General features: G+C 33.2%; 20 protein-coding genes. 9 read left to right on the forward strand and 11 right to left on the reverse strand.

Annotation, left to right across the window (positions count from 1 at the left end; genetic code table 11):
• From ACNQGJ_RS13760 to ACNQGJ_RS13780, 5 genes are all read right to left on the reverse strand, one after another.
• A complete protein-coding gene (locus ACNQGJ_RS13760; protein WP_417974047.1) occupies nt 1-549 on the reverse strand; it encodes an RBBP9/YdeN family alpha/beta hydrolase in 549 nt (182 codons plus the stop codon).
• A 14-nt stretch (nt 550-563) separates the two neighbouring features.
• Nucleotides 564-1,388: a sulfurtransferase gene (locus ACNQGJ_RS13765; RefSeq protein ID WP_417974044.1), complete on the reverse strand. Its 825-nt coding sequence runs from the start codon at nt 1,386-1,388 to the stop codon at nt 564-566.
• 5 nt (nt 1,389-1,393) lie between these two features.
• On the reverse strand, nt 1,394-2,218 hold the full coding sequence (locus ACNQGJ_RS13770) for an alpha/beta hydrolase (protein ID WP_417974042.1): 825 nt from the start codon (nt 2,216-2,218) through the stop codon (nt 1,394-1,396).
• Nucleotides 2,219-2,308: 90 nt separating this feature from the next.
• A complete protein-coding gene (locus tag ACNQGJ_RS13775) occupies nt 2,309-2,689 on the reverse strand; it encodes a PUR family DNA/RNA-binding protein (protein ID WP_131996108.1) in 381 nt (126 codons plus the stop codon).
• Nucleotides 2,690-2,760: 71 nt separating this feature from the next.
• Complete coding sequence (locus ACNQGJ_RS13780) at nt 2,761-4,521, reverse strand: ABC transporter ATP-binding protein (protein ID WP_417974039.1); 1,761 nt, start codon at nt 4,519-4,521, stop codon at nt 2,761-2,763.
• A 199-nt stretch (nt 4,522-4,720) separates the two neighbouring features.
• On the opposite strand from ACNQGJ_RS13780, the gene ACNQGJ_RS13785 reads away from it, so the two are divergent.
• From ACNQGJ_RS13785 to yajC, 3 genes are all read left to right on the forward strand, one after another.
• The gene (locus tag ACNQGJ_RS13785; RefSeq protein ID WP_417974037.1) at nt 4,721-5,827 is read left to right on the forward strand and encodes a Glu/Leu/Phe/Val family dehydrogenase; all 1,107 of its coding nucleotides are present in this window, start codon (nt 4,721-4,723) and stop codon (nt 5,825-5,827) included.
• A gap of 185 nt (nt 5,828-6,012) precedes the next feature.
• Nucleotides 6,013-6,924, forward strand: coding sequence for a transcription antitermination factor NusB (gene nusB / locus ACNQGJ_RS13790; protein WP_417974106.1), 912 nt, complete (start codon nt 6,013-6,015; stop codon nt 6,922-6,924).
• A gap of 28 nt (nt 6,925-6,952) precedes the next feature.
• Nucleotides 6,953-7,225: a preprotein translocase subunit YajC gene (yajC, locus tag ACNQGJ_RS13795; protein ID WP_099715973.1), complete on the forward strand. Its 273-nt coding sequence runs from the start codon at nt 6,953-6,955 to the stop codon at nt 7,223-7,225.
• A 75-nt stretch (nt 7,226-7,300) separates the two neighbouring features.
• On the opposite strand, the gene ACNQGJ_RS13800 is transcribed toward yajC, so the two are convergent.
• Together ACNQGJ_RS13800 and pepT are read right to left on the reverse strand one after the other, a co-directional pair.
• The gene (locus ACNQGJ_RS13800; RefSeq protein WP_417974035.1) at nt 7,301-7,744 is read right to left on the reverse strand and encodes a hypothetical protein; all 444 of its coding nucleotides are present in this window, start codon (nt 7,742-7,744) and stop codon (nt 7,301-7,303) included.
• Nucleotides 7,745-8,234: 490 nt separating this feature from the next.
• The gene (gene pepT / locus ACNQGJ_RS13805; protein WP_417974033.1) at nt 8,235-9,488 is read right to left on the reverse strand and encodes a peptidase T; all 1,254 of its coding nucleotides are present in this window, start codon (nt 9,486-9,488) and stop codon (nt 8,235-8,237) included.
• A gap of 495 nt (nt 9,489-9,983) precedes the next feature.
• On the opposite strand from pepT, the gene ACNQGJ_RS13810 reads away from it, so the two are divergent.
• Together ACNQGJ_RS13810 and ACNQGJ_RS13815 are read left to right on the forward strand one after the other, a co-directional pair.
• On the forward strand, nt 9,984-10,538 hold the full coding sequence (locus ACNQGJ_RS13810; protein ID WP_417974031.1) for a DUF6799 domain-containing protein: 555 nt from the start codon (nt 9,984-9,986) through the stop codon (nt 10,536-10,538).
• 272 nt (nt 10,539-10,810) lie between these two features.
• Nucleotides 10,811-10,978, forward strand: a complete 168-nt coding sequence (locus ACNQGJ_RS13815) for a glycoside hydrolase family 125 protein (RefSeq protein ID WP_417974104.1) — start codon at nt 10,811-10,813, stop codon at nt 10,976-10,978.
• A 255-nt stretch (nt 10,979-11,233) separates the two neighbouring features.
• On the opposite strand, the gene ACNQGJ_RS13820 is transcribed toward ACNQGJ_RS13815, so the two are convergent.
• From ACNQGJ_RS13820 to ACNQGJ_RS13835, 4 genes are all read right to left on the reverse strand, one after another.
• Nucleotides 11,234-13,711, reverse strand: a complete 2,478-nt coding sequence (locus ACNQGJ_RS13820; RefSeq protein WP_417974029.1) for a TonB-dependent receptor domain-containing protein — start codon at nt 13,709-13,711, stop codon at nt 11,234-11,236.
• Nucleotides 13,650-15,017 carry an HTTM domain-containing protein gene (locus tag ACNQGJ_RS13825; protein ID WP_417974027.1) on the reverse strand — a complete coding sequence of 456 codons (1,368 nt, stop codon included), beginning with the start codon at nt 15,015-15,017 and terminating at the stop codon, nt 13,650-13,652. The genes ACNQGJ_RS13820 and ACNQGJ_RS13825 overlap by 62 nt, the downstream gene beginning before the upstream one ends.
• 2 nt (nt 15,018-15,019) lie before the next feature.
• The gene (locus tag ACNQGJ_RS13830) at nt 15,020-16,135 is read right to left on the reverse strand and encodes an imelysin family protein (RefSeq protein WP_417974025.1); all 1,116 of its coding nucleotides are present in this window, start codon (nt 16,133-16,135) and stop codon (nt 15,020-15,022) included.
• Nucleotides 16,136-16,203: 68 nt separating this feature from the next.
• On the reverse strand, nt 16,204-17,436 hold the full coding sequence (locus tag ACNQGJ_RS13835) for a DUF4856 domain-containing protein (RefSeq protein WP_417974023.1): 1,233 nt from the start codon (nt 17,434-17,436) through the stop codon (nt 16,204-16,206).
• Nucleotides 17,437-17,933: 497 nt separating this feature from the next.
• Between ACNQGJ_RS13835 and ACNQGJ_RS13840 the strand changes: the two genes are divergently transcribed.
• The 4 genes from ACNQGJ_RS13840 to ACNQGJ_RS13855 all read left to right on the forward strand — a co-directional run bounded on the left by ACNQGJ_RS13840 (nt 17,934) and on the right by ACNQGJ_RS13855 (nt 24,653).
• Complete coding sequence (locus ACNQGJ_RS13840; RefSeq protein ID WP_417974021.1) at nt 17,934-18,902, forward strand: FecR family protein; 969 nt, start codon at nt 17,934-17,936, stop codon at nt 18,900-18,902.
• Nucleotides 18,892-19,500: an RNA polymerase sigma factor gene (locus tag ACNQGJ_RS13845; protein ID WP_417974019.1), complete on the forward strand. Its 609-nt coding sequence runs from the start codon at nt 18,892-18,894 to the stop codon at nt 19,498-19,500. Before ACNQGJ_RS13840 ends, ACNQGJ_RS13845 begins: the two co-directional genes overlap by 11 nt.
• Nucleotides 19,501-19,575: 75 nt before the next feature.
• A complete protein-coding gene (locus ACNQGJ_RS13850) occupies nt 19,576-22,977 on the forward strand; it encodes a SusC/RagA family TonB-linked outer membrane protein (RefSeq protein ID WP_417974017.1) in 3,402 nt (1,133 codons plus the stop codon).
• A gap of 11 nt (nt 22,978-22,988) precedes the next feature.
• On the forward strand, nt 22,989-24,653 hold the full coding sequence (locus tag ACNQGJ_RS13855) for a RagB/SusD family nutrient uptake outer membrane protein (protein ID WP_417974102.1): 1,665 nt from the start codon (nt 22,989-22,991) through the stop codon (nt 24,651-24,653).
• The last annotated feature ends 1 nt before the right edge of the window (nt 24,654 follow it).

Genomic DNA, 24,654 nt, shown 5'->3' on the forward strand with positions numbered 1-24,654 from the left:
TCACCGATGACTTTTATTTATTAATTGTTGCAAAATTAACTGTCCTTCTTCCCAATATTTTAAATTGGACTCCGAATTAATGTGTCCTTTTTGGCCTATATTGATAAAATCACTGCCCCATTTTTGGGCTAAATACTCGGCTCTTTCAATTGTAATGTAAGGATCGTTTTCGCTGCTTATAACTATAGAAGGAAAGTTCAATTTTGCTTTTGGCATAGGGGAAAAGTTCCAAGTTAATTCAGGTGTGTGTTCAACCGAATCAACGTCGGCAGGAGCTACTAGAAAAGCGCCAATGATATTTTGATTACTATGGGCGGAAGCCCAATGCACAACCAATGAAACCGCTAGACTATGCGCTACTAAAATAGTTGGCGTGTCTAATTTTAGGATTGTTTCATTAAGAGTAGCAAGCCAGTTCTTAAGTTGAGGTTCGTCCCAATTGTCTTGTATAAGCTTGGTTGAATTTTTAAATTTTTGTAGCCAATAACTTTGCCAATGATTCTCTCCCGAATCTCCAAGTCCTGTTAGAATTAATAATTTTGGTTCCATTTTAAAAAATTTGGTTATTTCTCTATTGGAAGGTTTTCCAGCTGTCCCCATTCTGTCCAAGAACCATCGTAGATTGATTTTACATTTTTAGCAATCAATTCGTAAGCAATTAAGTCAATACAGGCGGTAACTCCGGAACCGCATGTGAATATTAGTGGTTTGTCATCATTTTTTAAGATGTTGACTAATGCTTCTTTTGGTAAAAATTTTCCGTTTTGCAAAACGTGTGTGTAAGGAATGTTTATGGATCCCGGAATATGACCGCTTCTTAATCCGGTTCTGGGTTCATTGCCAATTCCTTGAAATCGGCTTTCTGCACGAGCATCAACCAAAACGGCATCTTCGGTGTGAATGTTTTCTAAAATTTGTTCTTTACTTTTTACTAATTCTGAGTTAAATTTGGCTTCAAAATTACCTACAGCATAGATTGGATTTTCTGGTGTTTCTTCAACATAATAGTTTTTAATAATCCATTCCGGTAGTCCACCATCCAAAACAGCTACATTTTGATGCCCCATGATTTTAAACAACCACCATGCTCTTGGACTGGAATAAATACCCAAGTTATCATAGACTACAATTATACTATTTTTGTTTATGCCTAGTTTTTTGGCTTCGAATTCAAACTGTTGAGGACTGGGCATGGAGTTGGGTAAAGGATTCGTCGTATCGCTAAAGGTATTTTTTATGTCAAAAAACCGAGTGCCTTTAATTTGAAGGCTTTCTAGGTCAGTTTTTATATTGGATTGATTCTCTTTGAAACTGGCATCGAGAATTATTAAATTTGGATCTTTTAGATTGGTTTGAAGCCAAGCTACACTTACAATTGGTTCTTTCATTTGTTTTAGTGTTTCTTTTCCTTAGTAATTCTGCGGATTTCATTGAGCATTAACGGAAAAGCGGGTTCAGTCATGTTGTGTCCAAATCCATCTAATTCATATAGTGTCGTGTTTTTGTGTCCTGCAATTTTCATCATACGCATTAGATACGCGTTTTCCTCATATCGCCCTAACATTTCTAATTCTCGGTCTCCTGTTATTAATAATAGAGGAGGGGCATCTGCGCGAACGTGAAATAGTGGTGCTAATTCATCTATTACGGGCTGTGTATCTGCAATACCGCGTTCTTTTCGAACAAGAAAATGGGTGATCGCCTGTCCGCTAAGAGGGATTAGACCCGCAATTTTATTGGCATCGATTCCGTGAGTGTTCAGCCATTTTTTATCTAAACCCACCATGCTTGCCAGATAGCCGCCTGCGGAATGACCGGATACAAAAATTAAAGATTTATCTCCGCCAAATGCTACGATGTTTTCAAAAACCCAAGCTACAGCAGCAGCTGCATCTTCAATATATTTTGGAGAAATAACTTTTGGACCCAAGCGATAATTGACTGAAATAACTGCAATTCCCTGGTTTTTTAGTCCTTCAGGAAGCTCCTTGTTACCGTTGGTTAATCCACCGCCATGAAACCAAATCACGGTTGCAAACGTGGGATTGTTTTTTGGGTAATAGACATCAAGTACGCAGCGTTCTTTTATATATGCATCTGATTTTCTGATTGATTCAGAGTAGTAAGGAATGTTGGTTTGTGTTGCATATTCTAATTTTTGAGCTGAAACAGTGACCCCAAAAAAGAATAGGAAAACTAAAAGGGAAATGTTTTTCATTTGAAATATTTTATTTTTTAAATGTACAAAAAAAGTCCAAAAATCAATTGATTTTTGGACTTTTTACTTTTGTAAGCAGGTATTTATAATTTAAATATCATCAAATTCAATATCAGTAAAAGTTGATGTTTGTGGTATGATTTCATCATCTGATTTCTCAGACGGATATTCTTTTTTGAAATCTTTCTGGTGTCTTTCTGAGATAACTTCCTCGCCTTTGTGGTTCAAAACATAAGAAGTCATTTCTCCTAAAATTTCTGCAAAAGCAGCAAAATCTTCTTTGTATAAATAGATTTTATGTTTTTTGAAATGGAAAGACCCATCTTCTTCCGTAAATTTTTTGCTTTCGGTAATAGTAATGTAATAATCATCAGCTTTTGTCGCTCTCACATCAAAGAAATAGGTTCTTCTTCCGGCTCTTAAAACTTTCGAAAATATCTCTTCTTTTTCTAACATGTCATGTTCTCTCATAATCCTTTCTATCAATTTATGGTTGTTAAGTAGTATCCAAAAATCTACAAAATATATGTATTATCCAACAATTATAGCATTTCTTTTTCTGAAAGTTGTTTTGTATACAAAGCGGCGTAATAACCTTCTTGATTTATCAATTGATTATGAGAGCCTTGTTGTATAATTTGACCCTTTTCTATGATGATAATTCTATCCGCATTTTTAGCAGATGAGACACGATGGCTTACAATTATAGTGGTTTTATCTTTACAAATTTCATACAAGTTGTTTAAAATGGTTTCTTCGGTTTCTGTATCCACTGCGGATAAACAATCGTCAAAAAGTAAAATTGGGGGATTCTTAATAATTGCTCTGGCAATAGAAACCCTTTGTTTTTGACCACCGGAAAGTGTAATTCCTCTTTCGCCAAGAATGGTTTCATATTGTTTATTAAAGCCCATGATGTTATCATGAACAACGGCACTTTTAGCCGCTGATTTCACTTCTTGAGTGGTTGCATTCTCTTTGCCAAACATAATATTATTCTTGATACTATCAGAAAATAAGAACGCATCTTGAGGAACGATACCAATGCTGTTTCGCAGGTCAAAAAGATTGACAGTACTTATTTCGCTTCCGTCAATGGTGATTTTTCCTTCTGTAACATCGTACATTCTGGAAATCAAGGATAATATAGTTGATTTTCCAGATCCTGTTTTTCCTAAAATAGCTAACGTTTCTCCTTTTTTTACTGTGAAAGAGATGTTTTGTAAAGCTCTGATATTAGTATCTTCGTACGTGTAGCTAACATTTTCGAAAGAAATAGAACCTTCAATCACTGATTTATTCAAATTTTTATTTTTTATTTCCGGCTCAATTTTAAGGAATTCATTGAGTCGTTTTTGAGAGGCTTCGGCCTCTTGAACCATAGATGAAACCCAGCCTAAAGAAGCAACCGGCCAAGTAAGCATATTCACATACAAAATAAATTCGGCTATAGTTCCAATGCTTTTTATAGATCCGTTGATATACATTAGTCCACCAAAATAAATTACCACTAAATTGCTGATTCCGATCAGCGCAAGCATTAATGGGCCAAATAAAGATTGCACTTTGGCTAAGTTCAAGCTTTTGCTTTTGCTTTCATTGGCTAAATCAATCATGTTATGTTGATGTTGGTTTTCCAATGAATAGGCTTTGATCACTCGAATTCCTGAAAATATTTCTTGTGAAAAACTGGAAACTTTGGATAAATATTGTTGAAAAATTGTACTTCTCACATTGATTTCAGAGCTCAGTTTGAAAATAGCAAACGATAAAATTGGTAAAGGCAGCAATGTGTATAAAGTTAATTTTGGCGATACATTATACATGTAGACAATTACTATTGCGAAACGAATGGCGGTATTGATGGTGTACATCACCGCTGGTCCTACATACATTCTTACTTTTGAAACATCCTCGCTAATTCGATTCATTAGATCTCCAGTACGATTTTGTTTGTAGAAATTCTGTGAAAGGTGTTCGTATTGACGGAACACTTCATTTTTTAAATCAAATTCTATGTGTCGTGACATCACAATTAATGTTTGTCGCATCAAGAAAGTAAGGAACCCGGCAATAATTGTAGTGGCAATAATCAACAGGATATTCGAAATTAATTCCTCGTGAATAAGTGATTTGGCTACGGTTTTATCTTTGGCGAAAGCCTCAATGACCTTGAATGATTTGCTAATCAATTTAGGTGTGAAAAGCATGAATATTTGCGCAATAATGGTGAAAATAATTCCCAGTAAGAAACTGTATTTATATTTGACGAAATATTTATTTAAATAAAGTAATTCTTTCATTTTTTATGATATTCTATGTTGAATTGATTTAATATTTTAAAATTATTTGATTTTTTAAAATAAAGTGGTAAAATTAGTAGTGAGTTAAATTATTGATTTGATAATTTTTATACAAATAATCAATACATATTTATTTTTTGTTTAAATTTGGATTGTCTTTTTGACAAATTCGTAATTTATCACTATAAAAATTTACACTATGAATGCAGCCTTCACAACTGGAAAGGAACTTCAAAAAATGGATCCTGTTTTTGGTCAATTATCATTTGATGATCACGAACAAATTGTATTTTGCAACGACAAAGATACAGGTTTAAAAGCAATTATTGGTATTCATAATTCAGTTATGGGACCTGCTTTGGGTGGTACAAGAATGTATAATTACGCAAATGAGTGGGAAGCATTAAATGATGTATTGCGTCTTTCTCGCGGTATGACTTATAAGGCAGCGATTACGGGATTGAATATTGGTGGCGGAAAAGCAGTTATTATTGGTGATGCTAAAACGCAAAAAACTCCCGAGCTGATGCGCAAGTTTGGTGAATTTGTACATTCGTTAAGCGGAAGATATATCACTGCTGAAGATGTGGGAATGGAAACTAAAGACATGGATATTGTAAGAGATGTTACTCCTTACGTAACAGGAATTTCTGAAGAGCGTGGTGGTGCTGGAAATCCTTCACCTGTCACGGCTTATGGTGTTTATTTAGGTATGAAAGCGGCGGCAAAACAACAATTTGGTTCTGATGTTTTGAGTGGTAAAAAAGTTATGGTTCAAGGAATTGGTCACGTTGGTGAAACTTTAGTTGATTATTTGACAAAAGAAGGAGCGATTGTAACAATTTCTGACATCAATGAAGATAAATTGTATGAAGTGGGAGCGAAGTACAATGCAGAAATTTTTAGAGGAGACGATTTGTATAGTGCAGATGTTGATATTTATGCACCTTGTGCGATGGGAGCGACATTAAATGACAATACGGTTTATAAAATTAAAGCTAAAGTAATTGCTGGTGCAGCCAATAATCAATTAGCCGATGAGAATGTTCACGGCGCAATTTTACAAGAAAGAGGAATTCTTTATGCTCCGGATTTTTTGATCAATGCGGGTGGAATTATTAATGTTTATGCTGAATTAGCACATTATGACAAAGCTGAAATTATGCGTAAAACCGAAAATATTTATAACACTACATTAGAAATATTTGATTTTGCCATTGCAAACAAGATGACAACACATCATGCTGCTTTGACAATTGCTCAAAATCGCATCAATCAAAGGAAAATAGAAAACAGTAAAAAATAATAAATAGTTCTCAGTTATCAGTATTCAGTGAACAATTTATTACCATTCACTGAATGCTGCTGATTGAAAACTTTAAAATAAGCAATTATATATTTTATTTTAAAAAATGAAATACTTATTTTTGCAGACTAATTAATAAAAGTTCTTACAAGGTGGTAAATAGAAGACACATTCGCGTTAAGGTAATGCAATCCATTTATGCGATGCATCAAAGCGGCTCAGATAATCTGGAAAAAGAAGAAAAATTCCTTTTTTACAGTATCGACAATATTCAAGATTTATACCTTATAATGCTTTCTTCGCTGATTGAAATTTGTAAAACGGAGACTGTCTTTTTGCATAAATCAAGTTTGAAACATCTTGCAACTCCTGAGGAACGTAAACCGAACGAAAAGTTCGTCAAAAACAAAATTTTTCAAATTCTTGCCGAAAATAATTCACTAAGTATTGCGTTAGAAAATCGTAAAATCAATAATTGGTCTTTAAATGACGATTATATTTTACTGCTTCTTAATGACATAAAAGCAAGTAAATTGTATGCGGATTACATGAGTAATGCAGTGGATACTTTTGAGGAAGACAGACAATTTATTGTTGATTTATTCATGGATGTTATTGTTCCAAACGAAAAATTATATGAATATTTAGAGGATGATAAGTTAACGTGGGTTGATGATATTCCATTAGTGAATACGCATATTATCAAGCAACTGAAAACTATTAAATCTGGTGAAGACGATAATTTTAGAGTTCCAAAATTGTACAAAGACAATGAGGATAAAGATTTTGTTAAGGATTTGTTCCGAAAAACAGTTTTAAACGAAACGGAATTAGCCAAAGAATATCTTGATAAAACCCCAAACTGGGATACCGAAAGAATTGCCGAGATTGATACCATTATTCTTAAAATGGCAATCTGTGAATTTTTGAAATTTCCATCTATTCCGGTAAAAGTGACTCTTAACGAATATTTAGAAGTTGCCAAAGAATATTCTACGCCAAAAAGTAGTATTTTTATCAACGGAATTTTAGACAATTTAGTAAAAGAACTAGATGCCAGTAAAAGAATTATCAAGGCTGGTCGTGGTTTAATGTAATAATTAATTAAAAAAAAGAATTTAAATTATGGAACAATTAACTCAATTTGCACCGTTTCTATTAATGTTTGTGGTGATCTATTTCTTCATGATCAGACCACAACAAAAAAGAGCGAAAAATGAAAAAGAATTTGAGAGCAGCTTAAAAGTGGGTGATAAAATCATCACAAAAAGTGGTCTTCACGGAAAAGTTTCGGAATTAGCGGATACAACTGTTGTTGTTGAAACAATGTCAGGAAAATTAAAAATGGAGCGTTCTGCTATTTCTATGGAAATGAGTGCAGTATTGAACAAAAAATAATTTCATTATAATAAACTAAAAAAGTCCCAACTGATTATTCAGATTGGGACTTTTTTTTTATAAAAAATAATATGCTTATTTTTTATTCTTTTTATTCTTCTTTGCTTTTTTTGATTTTGCTTTGGCCTTTTTAGCTTTTATCTTGGCTTTAACTTTTTCTTTCTTAGCTTTGTCCTTTTTGGCTTTTTTTGCCTTTTTAACTTTTGCTTTCGCCTTTTGCTTTGCTTTCTCTTTCGCGTCGGCTTTTTTAGCCTTTTTCTTGTCTTTATCTTTCATTTTTACTTTATTTTTAATCTCGTTTTTACTTTTTTTAGTATTTGAAACGTCGCTATTCTCGTCTAGACTAAAAGTCGAAATCTCAATGGTTTCGGTTATGATTTCTTTAAATGCCGGCGCTGTAATTTCAACGGGTTCTGCTGTATGATTAACGGCTTTTGTTCTGCTAGCTCGTATTGGTTTATCAATTTCAGGTTTTACTTGTGGTACTGAATCAGTTTCGATTTCTTTCTTTGGTATCATAATTTAGAGTATTAGTTTTTATGTAATTAAATCAGTAGTTGTTTCAATGTTAATAAATCATTAAGGTATTGTAAGTAAATGTAGTGATTTAATGGACTAGTCAATGTTAAGTTTTTCAAAACGATTCAGGTATTTTATTTTGATCACAATAAAATGCAAGCAAGGCGGGAAGTACTTTTTCTTTTTTAAGAAAGTGATTGTGTGAATGATTAGTAAAGTCTAATCTATTGTTATAGAGTAATTTATGATAAATAAGTCCCAACTCTTAAGATCAGAATTGGGACTTATTATTAACTGTATTTATCATTTAAACCAATTTTTTGTCGACCATCAGTTTAATTTTTTCAATCCGAGAACGTTTAGATTTTCTTCTTTTACAGTTTCACTATATGCTACGAATTCATCTTGCTTGCAAGAAGAGAATTGTAGAAAAATAGGTCATCTGTTATATTTATCTCAAACAGGAGTCGATTTTGATGACTTCAATAGATTATTTTTTAGGTAAATCTTCTGTTGCGGTCAGTTCCGCTATTTTTACAATTACTTCAACGGCTTTTTGCATACTCTCGACAGGAACATATTCATATTTTCCATGAAAATTGTGTCCACCGGCAAAAATGTTTGGGCACGGCAATCCTTTATATGATAATTGAGAACCATCAGTTCCACCACGAATAGGTTTAATGAGTGGTTTGATACCTATTTCTTTCATGGCTTTTTCGGCAATATCCACAATATGTTTCACAGGCACCACCTTTTCTTTCATATTGTAATATTGATCTTTAATCTCCGTAATGACTATATCTTCGCCAAATTGTTTTGCGAATTTTTTATTGATTTTTCTAGCAATTTTCTCGATTAATTCTTTGCGTTTTTCAAACTTTTTCTTGTTATGATCGCGGATAATTAATTCCAAAACCGTTTCTTCAATACTACCATTCAAATGATGTACGTGAAAAAAACCTTCATATCCTTTAGTTTCTTCTGGAGTTTCTCCCAAGGGTAGTTTGTTAATAAATGTATTGGCAATCAGCATCGAATTGATCATTTTCCCTTTGGCATAGCCAGGATGCACACTTTTTCCTTTAAAGGTGATTTTGGCGCCAGCAGCATTAAAATTTTCATATTCCAATTCGCCTATTTGACTACCATCCATTGTGTACGCCCATTCGGCACCAAATTTTTCTACATCAAAATGATGTGCTCCACGGCCTATTTCTTCATCAGGGGTAAAACCAACTCTTATTTTTCCGTGTTTAATTTCAGGATTGTTAATAAGGAATTCCATTGCTGTGACAATCTCGGTAATTCCGGCTTTGTCATCGGCACCTAGGAGTGTTGTTCCGTCAGTAGTTATCAAGGTTTGTCCCTTGTACAGCAACAGATCTTTAAAATAGCTGGGAGATAATATAATATTTTTATCTGCATTTAGTACTATGTCTTTCCCATCATAGTTCGTTATAATCTGAGGTTTTACATTGGCTCCGGAAAAATCAGGGGAAGTATCAAAGTGAGAAATAAATCCAATCACAGGGACTTCATGCGTTACATTACTTGGTAAAGTAGCCATGATATATGCTTTTTTATCAATGGTCACCTCCTGCATTCCGATAGCTTTTAGTTCTTCAACCAGCTTATTGGCTAAATCCCATTGTTTTGTTGTACTTGGCGTGGATTCTGAGCTGTTGTCTGACTCAGTATCAATAGTTACGTAACTAATAAAACGATCTATAATATGTTGCATTTTTTTGTTTGTTTTATGCAAATATAATCATTTTTTCAGGAGCGTATTTAAGAAGTTCTGTAACTGAATTTTGTTCTTTTAATATTGTTTTAAAGTGTGTTAGTGAAGTAATTTTAATTGAAGCATTCCTTTTTAATTTATAAAAAAATCTGAATAAGGTGGTGATGCTGCGATGCAAATTTTATTTTTATTTTGCAATTTTCTTTTTAGTTTAGTAAGTACGCTTGTTTTTGCTACGAACTATTGGAACAACTAATTTAAAATGCCTGCTTAGAATATTTTTATAAATCGCAATATTAGTTTGATACTTTATAGCATAATTTTTAAGAATTAATAAATAGGATTTTATTTCTTTTATTTTGAGTGCCTCTTCTTTGTTTTACTGCAATTTTATATATTTTTTTAATTTTTGTTGGATAAACAAAATAAATAATCATCCTAGTAATTATATTTTTTGTAATTTTAGAGATGTAAAAATCTAAAAATCAAAAAGTTATGAAAAATTTATTTATTTTATTAGCAATGGTTACTTGCTCTTTAGGAGCTATGGCGACGAATACTAAAATGTATAACGTCAAAACACATAATCATGAAATGGTCCAAATGGAAGATCATATCATGATGAAAAATGGTAAAATGATGGTGATGAGAGACGATAAAATGATGATACTTTCAAAAGAAATGACCATGTCAAATGGTTCAATTGTGTATCCAAACGGCATGGTGAAAATGAAAGATAGCAAAACTATGATGATGAAAAACGGAGACATGATAGATATGGGCGGCATGATGACAATGAAGAATAATATGAAGAAAAACATGAACAATAACATGAAAGAGTATGTTAAGATGAAAGATGGAAAAATGATGATGATGAAAGATGGTAAGATGATGCGGATGGAAAAAGAAATGATGATGGCTAATGGCGCAATGATATCTCCTAACGGAACGATAAAAATGAACAATGGCAAAACCATGATGATGAAAAATGGAGATAAAATGGATATGAATGGAATGATGATGAAAAAAACGAAAATGAAAATGGAATAATAGAATTTTGATATTCAAAATATGTATTTTTGTTACATCTTTTTTAAAATTTAAGAAACCGAAATTATATCGTTATAATTTCGGTTTTTGTATATTAATTAATTAAGTGTCAAATGTCATTTTGTATGATCAAAATAAAATATATTCTTTTTTTAAATAAACTGCTGCTGGAAGAATTGGATGTCCATAAGGAGATGCCGATATGGTTTTGGCCAATTTTGTTTAGTATAAAAGCTTTAAAAAACTAAAAATCTGCAAGAGATAAAAAAGTTATCAAAATGGTTACTATAATTCATAGAGGTACTAATTTTATTACTGGATATTTTCATAACAACAATCGTAAAAATTGCTCAAGATCTTGGTTTGCGTGGCTTAATACATTATTTGGAGAATTGCCATGGGAAACCTATAATAAATATCCTGAAGCACTGAAAATGTAAATAGTAGTTTGATAAAAATATAAAACCCGTAAGCAGTTCATAGCTTACGGGTTTTGTGTTTTACAATAATAGTACTTTTATCTAAAACTTTTTAATCATTTTTACATGAGGCAAATGTGCAGTGCCTCTAACGATATTGTTGAAAGCCCAGCTTCTAATCTGTTCATAAAGTGTTGTTTGTTAAAAAAGAAACTGCAGTAAAACAAGAAATACTATTGAAAAGATTTTGTTTTATATAGACTTGCTTCAAAAATGCTAAAAAACAAACTCAAGAGTAGTATAAAACGTTCTAGCGTCAGAAGGTATTATTCCTGGTCCAGGATAGCCGGTTGCTCTTCTGGTGAAATAACTATTATTTGTAAAATTGGTAATTCCAGCTTCTAACTTCCATTTTCCCCATTTGTAAGAAGTTGAAAAATCAGCTACATAATAGGATGGAATTTGACCAAAAATCCCATAGGTATTGTCATTTAGATCTGTTTTACTGTTGTTTGCTTCTGTAAATTGAGAGGAAACATAGGTGAATTGTACACTTGAAATAAAATTTTTATATCCAATTCCCGTTCCTGTTTTTATGTTGTAAAGTGGAACAAATTCGACCTTATTGCCCTCAATATTTGGAGCATCCGATTTTAAATATTCTGAATTTGTAATCGCAATATTAGAAAATACATTCCAAACAAAGTTATCGTTTTCTTTAAAGTATGTCTTGCTTAAACTCCAGTCGAACATGGTTTCAAAACCATAGGTTACAGCTGTTCCTATATTATCTCGCAATCTGACAATTGCCGCAGAACCATTAGGATTTCGGGTTTCGTATTCTCCTATTTTATCACTGTAATACAAGCCATAAATACTTGCGTCAAAGGTTAGGTTATCTCCTAATTGTCCTCTAATTCCAATGTCAGAAGTGTAGCCCTTTTCATCTGTAATATCTTCAGCAATCACTTGACTTGGTGAAACTGTACGAATATCATTGAAAGTTACCGAGCGATAATTTTGGGAAATATTTCCATACAACTCAATTTTATTTTGTGGTTTATAACTTAATCCAACACCTACTAAAATGAAGTTTCGGTCTTTTGTATTTTTCTCAAACGTATTTTCATCTAAAATCACATTTCCTGCTAAATCCAGATTTATTTTTCGGTATGAACCTTCGGCTTGTGTTTTTATTTTTTCAAATCTAAATCCTGGAGTTATCGAAAAATTAGGGGTTATTTTAAAAATATTCTCCCCAAAAACAGAGATATTCAAGTTGGGAAAAGTATAGTTGGATTGGTTGGCATAAAAAGGGAATTCCGCCTCAGCAACATTAAAATTGGCATCACTACCCGAGCTTCCCGGACCTTGAATTCCTGAATTTTTGGATTGATAATATTTAGCACCAATCAAAAAAGCGCTAGTGTTCTCGTTAATTGTATAACGCTGCAAATAGCGTGCTTCGGCACCCCAATTGACAAATTTACCAATAATTAAATCTCTTTCAGTACCTAGCACATCCGGAGCAGAAACTCTATTAGAACGAAATCCAAGTGCTTTACGACTCGCATCCAGACCAAATAATTGCAGCGAAAAATCAGCATTGTCATTAAATTTATGCTTTAAACGAAGTGCAAATAGATTCCAATTTACAGCAAACCAGTTTCGTGTTCTATTGCTTTGCGTTGGATCCTCTTCAAACATCACGTCAGTTAATCCTCCGGCTTGTTGCGCTAAATAATTGAAATAGGTGTAATCAAAATGCAAGGAAGTTTTATCCGAAAATTGATAATTTAGATTTCCAAAATAGTTTTTACTCTCAAAGTCAGAATTAGGTCTAAAGCCTTTTCCTTGCTTGTAATTGTAAAAAGTGTAGTAACTGAACTTATCTTTTGTACCACTTAATGAAGTGAAATTAGTGAATAATCCATAAGAGCCAACTGTAGTTCTTGTTACAAACTCGAATGGTCTTTTACTTGGTGATTTTAATTTAAAATTGACTAATCCACCAAATTGTGTTCCGTATTGTAAGGATGCCGCGCCCCGTACTACTTGAATTTCTTCTAATGCTTCCGTAGGTGTGGCATAATAACTTTCAGGATATCCCAAAACATCAGCACTTATGTCATAACCGTTTTGACGAGTATTAAAATTTGCTGTTCGATTTGGATCCAATCCCCGACCTCCAATACTTAATTGCAAACCACCATCAGAACTTTCATTTATAGTTAGTCCGACCACCTGCGCAAATATTTGACGGGCATTATTGGTTGCCTTGTTTGCTGTTATTTTATTTAATGAAATAACTTCGGTTTTCTTGCCGGCATAAATGGCCGTTTCTTCAATATCTTTTAATTTATTAAGAGCAAATATTTTCTCTTTCTGTTTATTGATTACCACTTCGGAAAGTTGTGTAACGCTTTCTAAAACAACCACTATGTTTTGATCTGATGCTGACACTGTTTTCTCTAAAACGCCATAGTTTTCTTTGTAAAATACAAGTTGATAATCACCGGATTGGTTGAATTCAATTGAAAATTCTCCTTTAGAATTGGAAAGATATTTAGTCCCGGAACTTTTGTTATAAACTTCGACTAACGCTAATTTATTACCGTTTTCAGCCGTAATTATTCCCGAAACTTTATATTGGGAAAAACTATTTATTGTAACGAACAAAAGTAGAATGCAACTAAAATCCTTTAATTTCAACGTTAAAAGGTAATATCCAAGTTTTGTGTTTGAAAGATTCATTTTCTTTGGCTAGATTTATTTTTGGGTCAATATATAATTTGCTCAATCTTCCGTTGAGAGCGACGTAACTTTCTACTCTAATTACAGGGTTTTGAACACCTTGTTTTTGGTAATAATCGTGTAAAAAATGTGCGTATTCCAAAATAAAATCTGGTTGAAACGACATTTGTTTTTCCTGAAAAGAGGTTAAAAAACGACTATTGTCCACCATTATATTTTCTTTCGTTTTGGCATCGGTAACACTAAATTGGGCATAACCGGCTTTTTCCATAAGCATCACGCGCCACGAAAACCGAAAGCCCTCTTCAGTCCAAAATAATTCATCAGGACACAATAAATATCGAAATGGAAATAGTAATTGGAAAACTATAAAACAACTCACCAAAGCGAGTTTAGCTCTGTAAAGGCTATTGAAATTTTGAATTTTTTCTTTTCCGTTCTCAAAAATAGCGATACTAAAATTAAATAATTTGGAAACAAATTGTAAGCCTTTTTTATGAAAATCACCATTAAAAAATAGTAATGAACTGACAATCATTATATATGGAAAAACGCCAATTGGGAAAAGTATTTTTGTCAGAACATGAAATACCACGACTAAAACAAAAGCGAATAGTCGGGTTCTTTTATATAAAAGTAAAAAAGGGATACTTAAATCATAGATCATTCCTGTCCAGCTAAAGGTGTAATGTACCCAATTCTCGTTCAGTAAGGAGCCAATTAGAGGTAAATTTAAATTACCAGGTAACCAGATTTTGAGTGGCATAGCTTCAAAAAGCCAGTCCGAATTGAGCTTAGCCAACCCTGCATAAAAATATACAATCCCGATAAGCACTTTTAAAACATCAATTGTCCAGCTGGGTATTTTTTGAAAGGCAATTTTAGGATTTCTATACGCATCAATAGAAAAGTAAGCATTTGCAGGTAAAAAAATCAGTATAAAACTCACTACCGTAATAAAGTAATAATGGTTTAGGTAGGTCGTTTTATCCATAAATTCTATGTAAGTAAAACTCAGGAAAAAAATAATAATCGATAGTTTGTATTTGTATCCAATGGCAACAAATAAAGCGGCTAATCCAGAGATGAAAAATAATAAATACGTATAATTACCCAGTGATTTTACCCATTCAAAACCGTAATACGTAAAGTGAAATTGGGGTTGAATGTAAAACGTATCAATCCAGCCATAGCTCACAAATCGCACTAAACTTAAAACCATCATAAAACCAAACGCTAGCCTAAAAAAAGCTAGCGTTGATGCCTCTGTATATTTATTGATATATTTTTTTATACTAAAATTCATAATTAGTCGCCATCGCTATCTACATAATCAATAGTAATGTTTAATGCTTGCATCATATCTAGTTTTGTGTAAATTACGTTTTGCTGTAAAGCATCATACGCAGCAATCATCTTTGAATTATCAGTGTTTATTTGTTGAGAGAAACTGTTGTTAAGGGTATTATTTACGGTATAAATTGTCGTAAATTGATTGTTTATAATATCGCTTAATTTTTGATTATTTCTAATCGCATTTAAAAAATCTAAATATGTTTTTAGACTTTCACCAGTTGTCGCATTATTGAAATGCTTACCATTAAAAAAATCTTGTTGTGCTTTTAGCGAAACATTTAGCAACTCTTTAGAAATATCATTTTTATAATAACCCTCCACTTTTTCGGGAAATTTTACACCACTTGAAAAAACGCCTGACGGAATTCCTAATTTACCGGACCGAATATCTTTTTCAAGATTTTTTACAAATAAATTTGTCGTTTTGTTTACTGAACTGCTTACCGAAGTTCCGTTATTAGCCACATAACTATTTCTAAAACTGGAATTCCAGTCGGTTACAACTGCGTCAATATTCGTTTTTAGTCTGCTCACAACCGCGGTTAAGAACTGTTTATAATTGGTGGCATTTGTATTTGTAGCATAAAAAGCAACAATTGATGCGTCACTTGTACTCAAACCATTTATCAAATAATCCAATGCTGGAAAACCTTGTTTGTCAAGTTGAGATAACAATGCCAGATTGTAAGTTCCGGATGAAATATTTGATTCGATACCGATGGTATTTGTTGGATAAGTATTGGAAGCCATATTAAAATTGATTTCCTCAGCTTTACCTAAATTATACATCGATGTATATTGATACGCTTTATAAGCGTCCAACCAGGAAGTTCTAACCGCTTGAAGATTTGCTTCAGTTGGCGTTGCAACAAAAGTATTTGAGTTCGTTACTAATATTTGAACCTTTGCTTGGTAATTTACATAACTTGGAATAATGATATTATCAGCCCAGTTGGTTAAAAGTACTGTTCGATCGTAATTATTTTCGTCCGTAGTGCCGTCTCCCTCATTTGATGAGCAAGCCGCAATTAAAGCAATAAGACTTAAAATTAATAGGGTCTTTTTCATTTTTAAAAATTTTTACAAAAATACAAAAAGCAAGAGAACTTAAATTCTTGTGCTTTGTTTTTATTTAATTAATTTACTGTTGCAGCTTGAACTACTGTAAAATTGAATTTTGTTGCAATTTGTGATGAGATAGCATCGAGTTTTGCTCCTAAGGCATCGATCGCCCACAAACCATTTGTTCCGCTCACCATAGAAGTCAACATTGCATCTACTTCTGCTTTTGTAAAATAGGGGCTATTTGTTCCTGGTTTATTTGTATAACGCAATGCTATAATAAATCCATAACCTTCAGACAAAGCGTGAAAAGCTTTTGCACCATTATCAGTTGCTAATTTACCTTTTCCTTCCTGCAAATAAAATACAGCTCTAACTGCTGAAACCATTGCTAGTTTTGCTTTAATGATATCAATTTGAGCATCACGAACAGCATAATCATTAGCAACAATTGCTGCTCTACCTTTACGGAAAGCCATATCAATATCAGCTTTTAAAGTATTAAAATCAGTATCGGCATTAACTTGATTGATGTAGCTACTCCAATGTTTGAATACGTTTGGCGTAACCGTTAAATTATCCGAGCCATAAATGTAGCCATAAGCTTCATCCCATGTGTGTTCCATTGTTGTGTAAGACTTTCCTGCAACTAAAATTTTAGCTGTATTGTCTGCTTTATTGGTGCTCTCATCTAATTTATTTAAACTTAAATAATTATTCGCTATTTGATCCATAAAGCAAGCGCCCATCATTCCTTTTAATAACACTTGTTGAGGCTCTAATCCATTTGCGGCAAATAATCGTTTGCTTGTTCCATCGAGATAAACACCTGCAACGCCCGCCGAAGCTGATTTCCCCTGACTGGCAGCATCAGCATTATCGAATTGGGTTTCAAATAAATCACGAACACTTACTTGTTCCGCTATTGAACCGCCACCAAGATATAATGAAAAATAATCTTTTGAAGCAGCCGTTTTATCTTTTAATTGTTTTCCTGAAGTGTTTAAACCTGCACCAGTATAGCGATTGTTTGTATTTAAATACATTTCAGACAAAACAGCATCATCAGCTACTGTTCCGTTTGTTGCGGCTGTACTAAAATATTTCCCCATTTCATCAAGCATCAATAATCGACTTGACTGCCCTGAATAATCTACAGTAGTTACCGCATTTCTTTCAAATGTGTACGTTGTTGGAACTGTGTAGTTAAAAGATTCTTCAGGAGCTGCATTGTCATCGTTTGAACACGAACCAAGTGTTAATACTAAAATTGGTAATGCAGAAAAAGATATTTTTTTAAAGTTCATTTCAGTTAATTTAGATTGAATTAAAATAATTTACTGCAAATATAAAACCTAAAATGAAACAAACAAATTTTTATTTAAATTTATTCTAAATAAAGTTTAGTGCTGTTATAAATAGGAGATATCTTAATTAGTGATCAATACGTTAACTGGTTAATTTCACTCGGTATTACAGCACTTGTGGATGTGCAAACAAATAGGCAGATCTAGTTCAGCTTTATTTTTATAATTAATGTGATTATTGAGCTTCTATCGCACTATAATAATCGAATGTTTTCTTGATAACCGTTTTATATTTATCGGGTCAAGGTTTAAGCTCCCAGTCCCCTTTTAAAAGCAATAACCTTATAAAAAGCACCTTTCAAACGAGTATTTATTTCAGCTAAAATTAGCCGATTAACAATTTATTAACAATTTAGTGTTGATTTGATGGTATTGAAAACTAGGGGTCTTTCTCTTATTTTGACTCCTATAAGCAAAGGGAAATATTTATGTTGAATGTGAGTCAGAAGGAAAAAAAATGTGTGCGGTATCTTGCCTGTGAAATGTCAAAAGCTGAGCGATCTGTATTTGAAATCGAATTGTCTTTAGATGATGATCTTAGTGCTGTTTTTGAAAATTTTAAAACCATTTGGATTAATTATCCCAATAGTGAATTGCCAAAACAAACGATTTCTTTTGAAGAAATACTGAACCAATATAATAAACTAGAAAAACATAAATCTGTAAAAGGTTCCATAAAAAAAAAGGCAGTTCTTTCTATGGCTTTCCTTTTGGTTTTTTGTTTGGGCCTTTATTTCATTGGAATGACAAAATCTGAATATACTAATCATAGAATCGCACCGAAAGGTCAGCGGCTTACTTTTATTTTACCGGATAGCAGTACTGTTATTTTAAATTCGGGCAGTGAAGTTAAATATTCCAACGATTTTAGGGAACAAAGAGCTATTTGGTTAAAAGGAGAAGCATTTTTTAAGGTAACAAAAAATAATGATTTCCCTTTTATTGTCCATACTAATGATTTTAATGTGAAAGTTTTAGGAACGGAGTTTAATATTAATAGCAATACCAGTGATCAAACGGTTTCTTTAGCAAAAGGTAAGGTAAACGTAGTTCTCAAAGAAAGTAGGGATGAAATTAACCTGTTACCAAATGAAGAATTGGTTTGGAATGCCAAAACCAAAGCCGTTATCAAAAGGAACTTTGATGTTAATAAGGTTGCTGCATGGAAAGACAATATACTCTTTCTGGCCGATGAGAAACTTGAAGACGCACTCCCAAAAATTAATCAATTTTATGGAGTAAATTTTATTATAAAGGACACTTTCATTGCAAATCAAAGTATAAAAGGGGCTTTTAAAAACCAAACAGTTGATGAATTTATAACTTCTCTAGAGTTTATTTCAGATGTGAGTATAAAAAAAACCATTCAAAATAATATTGAGATAACTCGGCGTCATGAAAATTAATAAAACAAAAATGGGTAATAGTGATTGTTTTTCAGATGATTATTTATTTCAGCAAATTCAGAATGGACAATATGAGGCGATGCAACTTTTCTTTAATAGGTATTATACTCCTTTGTGTCGTTTTGGATCTAATTATGAATCGAACCATTGTCTTGTCGAAGAAAAAGTCGCTGATATTTTTATTCAATTGTGGACCAACAGAAATATTCTTAATAAAATTAAAAACCCTAAATCTTATATTTATGTAATAGTGAAAAACAGTTTAAAAACAGTTCGGAAATCAGAACAGTTTTACCAACAAATTGATGAAGAAAAAACTATAAATTTTATGTTTTCGCCTAGCAGGGAACAGGAGATTATTGAAAATGAACAAAAAGAAATGAACACCACATTGATACATGAAATATTAGAGATTATTCCTAAAAAATCACGTCAGGCTTTTGAACTCAGCAGAATTGATGGTTTAAAATACAAAGAAATTGCGGAAGTTTTAAACGTCACTCCTAAAACGGTTGAAAATCATATAGCCATTGCACTTAAGCATATTAGTAGGGCTTTAGAATCCTATAGAAAAAAAGGCTTGCTAAAATCCATCTAATAATTAGTTAAAAAAACCGGTTTTTTAAGATCAGTTGTAGTTTGTTAAAAACAATAATAAATAATTATACATAAAATGAAACAAAAAATTATACTAACCTTATCCTTATTACTACTATTTGGTGTTGGGGTCACTTATTCCAAAACTTCGAAAACAAGTATTGTCGAAGAAAATAGAGCTAAAAAAGAAAAAATCAATTTAAACTTAAAAGACGCTTCTGTAAAGCAAATTTTTACTCTTATCGAACAGCAGATAAACAATAAGTTTATTTATATGTCAGACCAGAATTTTCTTCAAAAGAAAATTTCTATCACCATATATAACCAAGATTTAAATCAAGTATTAGCAGTTTTAAAAACCAAAGTAAGTCTAGATTTTAAGATCACTAAAACCGGTGTTTTAGTAAAAGAATTGATTGGGATTACTCCAAAAAGCATTCCAAAAAAAAATCAAGAAAACCGAAAAATTACAGGCGTGGTTTTAGATGAATCTAATTTGCCTATTCCTGGAGCTTCTGTTTTTGTAGCAGGAACTACTATCGCAACAAGTACTGATTTTGACGGAAAATTTACGATTAATGTTCCTGCAAATACAACGATTTTGTCAATTAGTTATATCGGATTTGAGACTAAGGAAATCAATATTGAAAACCAGACAGAAATAAAGGTCATGCTTTTTGAATCAGCTTCTCAATTAGACGAAGTTGTAGTCATGGGTTACGGTACAGAACAACGAAGAAATGTTACCGGTTCAGTTTCTTCGGTAAAAATGAAAGAGATTGTATCACAGCCTAAAGCGAATGTAACTGAAATGCTGGAAGGTCGTTTGCCGGGTGTTCAAATTATGAGTGATAACAGCCCTGGAGGAGGTTCGTCTATACGGGTGCGCGGGTTTAGCACCATTAACAATAATGATCCGTTAGTGATTATCGATGGGGTTCCTGCTTCCAATGGTTTAAATGGGATCAATCCATCCGACATAGAAACGCTTCAAGTATTAAAGGATGCTGCGTCGTCATCGATTTATGGTTCTCGCGCGGCAAATGGAGTTGTCGTTATAACCACAAAAAAAGGAGGGAAAAATGGTGAAACTGAACTGCAATTTGATGGGTATTCCGGTGTTCAATCGGCCTTTAATTTACCTACTATGTTGAATGCACAACAATATGGAGATCTACTTTGGCAAGCCACTAAAAATGATGGTAAAGTTCCAGCTAGCGGTGTTTATGGTAGTAATCCCAGTTCACCAACAATTCCAGCCTTTCTTAACGCTGCCAATACGATTCCTAGTGGTGATGTAAAATGGATTAATGAAATCATGCGACCTGCAGCGGTTCATTCCTATAATTTATCACTGTCAAAAGGAGATGAAAAAAGTCAACATGCTTTTACACTTGGTTATTTTAATCAGGAAGGAATTATAAAGCATACTGGATTTGAGCGTTTTTCGGCACGATTTAATTCTAGTTATAAAGTAAAAGATTTTCTGACTATTGGCGAAAACTTTACGGCTTCGTATTCCGAGCAAGTTGCAACAGGAACTAATAGCTCTTTGGGAAGTATTGTTTACAATGCTCTACAATTTCCTTCAATTGTTCCGGTATATGATATAAACGGAAATTTTGCGGGTAACCCAATTAATGACATTTCGAATCCATTAGGAAGTTTAACGCGGGCCAAAGACAATAACCAAAAGCGAATTCAAGCTTTAGGAAATGTATTTGCCAGCGTAAAAATTAGTGATTTTACTTTTAAAACTTCTTTGGGGCTGGACTTTCAAAGCTTTAATTACAGAGATTTTTCACCTGTTTTTAATGAGATTCTTTCGCAAAATGTCAAAAATGCGTTAACGACGAGTAACAGTTATAATTATCAACTTACGATATCCAATACCTTAAATTACCAAAAACAATTTGGTCAACACAACCTGGATGTTCTTTTAGGACAAGAAGCGATAAAATATTATTATGAAGGTTTTGGTGCTTCCCGCCAAAATTTCCTTTATGAAAATCCAAATTTCAGATATTTAAGTTACGGAACTGAAAATCAATTAAACACGGGAACTGCGAATGAATGGGCTTTGAACTCCTATTTTGGTAGAGTAAATTACAATTTCAATCAAAAATATATTCTAAGTGCAACCGTTAGAAGGGATGGAACTTCAAGATTAGCCAATAACAACTGGGGCACTTTTCCGGCAATTTCTGGGGGATGGAGATTAGACAAAGAAGAATTTTTTGATTTCGGAGATACGTTTACTTCATTTTTACTTCGTGCCAGTTGGGGACAAACCGGGAATCAACAATTACCTTCTTATTCAACGGTTGATAGTTATTCCAACAACAATAATTATTCTGATTATGCCATTGGAGGTCAAAATGTAATTTCAACAGGATTAACACAAACGCGAGTTTCGAATGCGAATTTATCTTGGGAAACTACTACTCAAAAAACAATTGGATTGGATCTTGGTTTTTTTAATAATAAGTTAAATGTTACGGCAGAATATTACAACAAAGAGACCAATGATATTCTGGTTTATAATGTAATCCCTTTAACTTACGGAGGGACTAATGACGGACAATGGATTAATGATGGGCAAATGAAAAATCGCGGTTTTGAATTGGATTTAAACTATGCCGATAAAATTAGTGATTTCTCCTATGATCTTGCTGTGAATTTGACAGGATACAAAAATGAATTGACCACTTTGAATAGTGTTGCCTATTTAGGAATTCCTAGTTCTTCCTTGCATACAGTGAATTTTGGTCAGGAAATATCCAGAAGTGCCGTTGGACAACCTATTGGATCTTTTTATGGATTTGTTTCCGAAGGCTTATTTCGCAGTCAACAAGAAGTTGCCGATTATGGGATGCAACCCAATGCACAAGCTGGAGATCTTAAATTTAAAGATGTTAACGGTGATGGAGTAATTAACAATAATGACAGAGCTTTTATAGGTTCTCCTCATCCGGACATCATGTTAGGTTTTAATATCAATTTAAAATACAAACAGTTTGATTTAGGAATGTTTTTTAACGGAAGTTTTGGAAACGATATTTATAATCTGACAAAATACAAAACTAATTTCTTTAATCAGGCTGCTTACAATAAAGATAGTGCATTATTAGGCGCCTGGACGATTGACAATCCTAACTCTTCTATTCCAAGATTGTCCTTAGATGACAGGAATAACAACATTCGACCTTCTTCGTATTATATAGAAGATGGTTCGTATTTTAAATTAAACAATTTACAAATGGGTTATACTTTTGCTCCAGAAGTTCTAGCCGGAATGAAATTACGTTTGTATGGACAGGTGAGTAATGTATTTACGATTACCAAATATAGTGGTTTGACACCACAAATTGGACTGCAAAGTTATTCTTCAAGCAACCGAAATCTAGATATAGGTATCGACAGAGGAATTTATCCTACTTCACGAACATTTACTTTTGGCTGTAATTTAAACTTTTAAATTTAAAAATGATGCGAATAAAAAACACAATAAAAATAGTAGCTTTTCTAGCTTTAGGACTTCAAATGAGTTCTTGTTCTGATACATTTTTAGAAGAAGTTACCTATGGTGAAGTTGATCCTTCCGAAATGACGAAGCCGGCTAATGTAGAACGCGCCATTATATCTGCGTACAGCGTTTTAAACGGACAAATTGACGGAGCCTCAAACGCACTTAATTCACCAAGTTCGAATTGGAGTTTTGGAGATGTCACTTCGGATGACAGTTACAAAGGCGGCGGCGGAACTGGCGATCAGAATAATATTCACCAAATGGAGATTTACAACGAAAATTCAACTACGCTGGATATAGAACGCAAATGGGTGGCCCTTTACGAAGGGGTGAAACGAGCAAATGAAGCCATGCGTTTATTAAATGCATCGTCTGATTTTGAAGCCAGTTTAAAAGTCAAACGAATGGCAGAATTACGATTCTTAAGAGGTCATTTTTATTTTGAGTTAAAAAAAATATACAATCATATTCCGTATATCGATGAAACGGCAGCTACAGTGGCTGATTACGCCAAATCCAATACGACTTTCAGCTCAGATGAATTGTGGACTAAAATCGAGAATGATTTTCAGTTGGCCTATGCCGATCTGCCCGTTACACAAGCGGAGTATGGTCGACCAACCAAAATTGCGGCCAAAGCTTATTTGGCTAAATGTTATGTTTTCCAAAACAAATGGCAATTGGCTTACGATGCTACTACTGAAATAATGACTAGTAATTATGGCTTACTAGATGATTTTCAGAAAATATTTTTACCTGAAAATGATAATAATAAGGAAGTTATTTTTGCGATACAACTTTCTGTAAAAGATGGACAACCTAGTTCTTATAACGGAAGTATAGGAGATCGTTTATCAGCGCCAGGAGGTCCATTTTATTCTCAATATGGTTTTCACCGTCCTACGCAGAATCTGGTGAATGCTTTTAAAACCGATGCTTCCGGTTTGCCATTAGAGAACAACATTAATGTAGTTTCTACTGATAATGTAGATCCACGTATCGATGTCACAATAGGACGTCCGGGAATTCCTTATAAGGATTTAGGTATTCTATATCAAGACAGCTGGGCAAGAGATTTGGCAACATACGGTGCCTTTGCCCCTAAAAAGCGAATTGTTTCTGCTAAATCTGCTTTTCATGTTACTGTTTGGCCTTATGTAAATGCATTAAATTATTATATTATTCGATATGCGGAGGTTGTTTTATGGAGAGCAGAGGCGGCTGTAGAAATAGGAAAAATTGACGAAGCTCGAATTTTAGTGAATCAAATTCGGAATCGTGCCGCTAACTCTACTTTTGTAAAAACTTTAGATGGAAGTGCAAATGCCGCGAATTACAATATTAAACCGTATGGCACTATCTGGACAGATAAAAGTACAGCTAGAACAGCGGTACATTTAGAAACCCGTTTAGAATTGGCTATGGAAGGCCACCGTTTCTTTAATTTGGTTCGATGGGGAAAAGCGGATACTGTTCTCAATACGTATCTAACCGTAGAGAAAACGAGAAGAACGCATTTGACAAATGCCGTATTTACCAAAGGGAAAAATGAATATTTTCCAATACCACAGCGGTATATTGATGCATTGCCAATAGGTACAGTAACCCAAAATAGTGGCTTTTAAA

The organism is Flavobacterium cryophilum (genome assembly GCF_048286555.1).
In the GTDB taxonomy this organism is placed as follows: domain Bacteria; phylum Bacteroidota; class Bacteroidia; order Flavobacteriales; family Flavobacteriaceae; genus Flavobacterium.